The organism is Viridibacillus sp. NPDC096237 (genome assembly GCF_050278625.1).
Classification (GTDB): Bacteria; Bacillota; Bacilli; order Bacillales_A; family Planococcaceae; genus Viridibacillus.
On sequence record NZ_JBNNTI010000098.1, the window covers coordinates 1 to 3,499 of the forward strand.

Consider the following 3,499-nt stretch of genomic DNA (forward strand, 5'->3'; position numbering starts at 1 on the left):
ATGGGCCACCTTTATTGAAATGTTTCCTTTTTTGGCTCTAAACCCTAAGTATTAACAGACGGAATTTTCTGTCTTTATTTATGCAACACTAGTGAGGTAAATTAGGTATTCACAAAACGAAGGAAACAATAATCTATGATTTACTCAAAGAAAGTAAATTGATTTAACAAACTACCATCAAGTATTGTGATAAATTGATAATTTCTAATTATAATTTCTAATAAAATTTAGATAAAAAGCGGCTTGTTGATTACTACAATAATCACAAGCCGCTTTTATTTACCAATTAACATACTCACCCCATTTATATAAATCGTCGCCCGCAGCATTATAGCTATTTCATTGTATACTCTATATGTTTTAAAAATTTGATTCTCATACTCTACCAGTTGAATCGGTTACACTAAGTAAAAGCGGTAATCTTCTTTAAGTAACTCCCCCGGTTTTGAAGAGGGAGTCTTGTATTTTACGGTTACTTTAACTCATATGAATGTCTGTTCCATACTGAAGTAATTTTAGTTTCCTTGCCACAGATTGGGATGCAAAGTTATCCCACGAAGTGCTATATAGTGCAATTCGTCCTTGTTTTTGTACCTCCGCTGCCCAAGCATTTGTAACATCTATACCGTATCCTCTTCCACGATAATCTTCATGTGTGAATACACTTGCTTCGTCTGCTTTTGTGGAACTCCTTGCACTGCAACAAATCGAAACAGGAATATTATCTTCAACTATTACAAAACAAGGTTGCTTATACTCAAAATCCTCAAATGTATATGGAAAATAAGGCTTTAAAAGCTCTTTGTTTTCATGAGTAACTTGTTTTGCTTGTGTATGAGCCCTATCCCTTACATCTGGAAACACATACGCTGGGCCAATCCATAAATTAATTAATTGACGATCTATACTTAAAACATTGATTAATTCTCCTAGATAAGCACCAGGATTTGTACCTATAACCTGTTCTAACTTCTCCACAAGGCTCGCATCCAATGTATTTGAATACCTTACTACACTCCCCAGGCGGGTACCACCAACGAAAATTCTTGGTGCAACATCGTATGGTGGTTCATTCACGACTGTTACTCGATTTTCAGCATCGTGTTTATATAAAACATTCACATGATGTTCCATCAATTCTAAATCAGATAACATGAACATTCCTCCGTAATTTTAACGTATCAATCTAGGTATCATTTTTTTGTCTTTTGTTGTATTAAACAGCCCCGTTAGCCATCCATGCAGTACAAAATAGTCCTGCACCACAGAGAATGAAAATGGTTAGTAGAGTCAATACTAATAGTCTACCGAAAACAATAGTCTTATTAATGTCCGCTCTCCTCTTTTTTTATCGATTAGGCAAGGGTCTTCTTAAGTATTGTCATTTTTCTTTTCTTGAAGAAATTAATTTTCATGGTAGTACAATTAAAAAAGAGCTGCATATGCAACTACAATTATCTTCAAGTAAAGCACCCCGTCTCCGTTAATTGAAGAATAAAACATTAAAAGAATTCATATAAACCATTTACAAAATAATCATATACGTTATCATCAATAATCTTTTCCCCGTACCCTTCAAAAAAAATTTCTTTATCTATTTCATTTTCAAAGGCATTGGGTTTTGAGCGTATAGCCAATGATACGTCATACCTTGGGTCTCCATAAGCTCCACTTCCCCAATCAATTACTCCTGTAATTACTCCGTTGGAGACTAAAACATTATCAATTGTAAAATCTCCGTGAATTAAAGTTTGTTTATAGAAGTTGGGTTTATTTGTTTTAATTTTTTCTAATAATTTCTCATTTCCATCCACTTTATAATTTTTCAAATTATATTCAGCTTGTTTTAACATTTGGTCAATCCATTTTCGTTCATAAATTAGCTCTTTTGGACAAGGGGTTGTATGGATTTGAAATAGGAGTGAACCAAAATTAAATATCATTTCTTGCCGTTTCTCTTTATTTTTCTCGGTGAATAAAGCAGTCCTTAATGTTTCCCCCTCTAAAAACTCAATGAGAGCCCAGGAATCCCTTTGGTTTTCTTGTTCAACAAATTTCTTCACTTTTGGAACAAGTAGTTTTGTTTGATGAGTCAAACAGTTTAATACAGATATTTCTCTATTCAACCAAGAACAAAATAATTCTCCCTTTGTCCTTTTCAGTGCATAAAACCCTTGGTGATTTTCAATTAACCCAACATCAGAAGTGTAACCTTGCTGTGGAAACCTTATGGAATTAATCTTGTTAAGATATTCTTTTATTTCAATTGGGATTTCATCGATATGTATTGGTTGCATAAAGTACACCCCGTCTAATAAGCATTTATACTATTTAATTCTTTATCTATAATCATAATTCCTTCTTCAACTAAACTCCCTCTATAAACATTGAAGTATCAGCGGTTTTCATCTGTAAGAAAAAATTTTTCTACCTCTTTCGTAAACAGATGATTGAATTATTACTTTCCACATAAGGAATTTTGTTGACGTGTTGTGTAATATTCATGAAGATGATTGAACGCTTTATTGTGATGAATGAGTGGTACTACTACTTTGAAAAGAATATGTCTAAGTCTCTTTCTCCCTCGTTTGGAGATATGTTTTTGCCCCTTATGTTGACCAGATGAATTTTCACGTAATGTTAATCCCGCTAGTTTGATGAGTTGGCGTGGATTTTCATAAAGTGAAAAGCATCCTACTTCTGAAAGTAAATCAACAATCGTCGCATCTCCTAAACCTGGTACTGATGCAAGTAAATCATATTCCATCGTTGTTTTAGCCATTACGGCTAATTGATTATTTACAGATTCAATTTCGCTTTCTAATAAGCGATACTGACGTAGGAGCGTGGCCGATCTAGCCAACGAATAATTCGATTTTTAATACTCGCTAAATCCTCCGTTAATTTTGAACGTAGGGTAGAGCCGATACGGAGTTCAGCTTCAACGTTTTTCAGTAAACGTGGATAACTGAAACGTCAAAATCACTAGCCTTTGCTTTGTATTGAGTATCATCTCCCGAACACGCTGCTAATAAAAAGAAAAACTAATACTTAAAAATAATAGACCTATCTTTTTCAAATCTATTCCTCCTCTTTTTTCACTTGTTTATAATTCTTATTTCAACATCCTTTCTAATATATACGTTTAGACGGAAAGAACATTACAGACATTACCATTTACCTAAAAATATCCAATATGTAATATTTAACTTTTTCACTCTCTTCCTTTTTTCAACTTGCTTTAAGCTAGAAGTACAGTCGGTTAATACTATCTGACCCGTAATGATTGCCAATGGTAACACCCGTATCAAACATCGTTTTGATTTGCCCATCTCTTGTGATAAACTGACGCTTTAACTCCATTTCTCCTTGAATTATCCCTTCTACTGTTTCGTATTGGGCTGGTGAATAGTCTACACTTAGTTGGACAGTAAAATTAAGGGCAAGTAGAATAATAGATAACAAGAAGGAGAATCTACTATGTCCAGTAAAAGAAGAA

General features: G+C 33.7%; 3 protein-coding genes and 1 pseudogene. All 4 read right to left on the bottom strand.

Translation table 11 applies throughout. The features are described 5' to 3' along the window. Nucleotides 1-477 precede the first annotated feature (477 nt). Nucleotides 478-1,155, bottom strand: coding sequence for a GNAT family N-acetyltransferase (locus tag ACQKMD_RS21830; RefSeq protein WP_427754660.1), 678 nt, complete (start codon nucleotides 1,153-1,155; stop codon nucleotides 478-480). A gap of 347 nt (nucleotides 1,156-1,502) precedes the next feature. Then, the gene (locus ACQKMD_RS21835) at nucleotides 1,503-2,297 is read right to left on the bottom strand and encodes a phosphotransferase family protein (RefSeq protein WP_427754661.1); all 795 of its coding nucleotides are present in this window, start codon (nucleotides 2,295-2,297) and stop codon (nucleotides 1,503-1,505) included. Nucleotides 2,298-2,470: 173 nt separating this feature from the next. Continuing rightward, nucleotides 2,471-2,976 (bottom strand): annotated as a pseudogene (locus tag ACQKMD_RS21840) (transposase); the annotation flags it as partial. Between the two features lie 270 nt (nucleotides 2,977-3,246). Further along, nucleotides 3,247-3,499, bottom strand: a 253-nt coding sequence (locus tag ACQKMD_RS21845) for a hypothetical protein (protein ID WP_427754662.1), incomplete at its 5' end; no start/stop codon positions are given.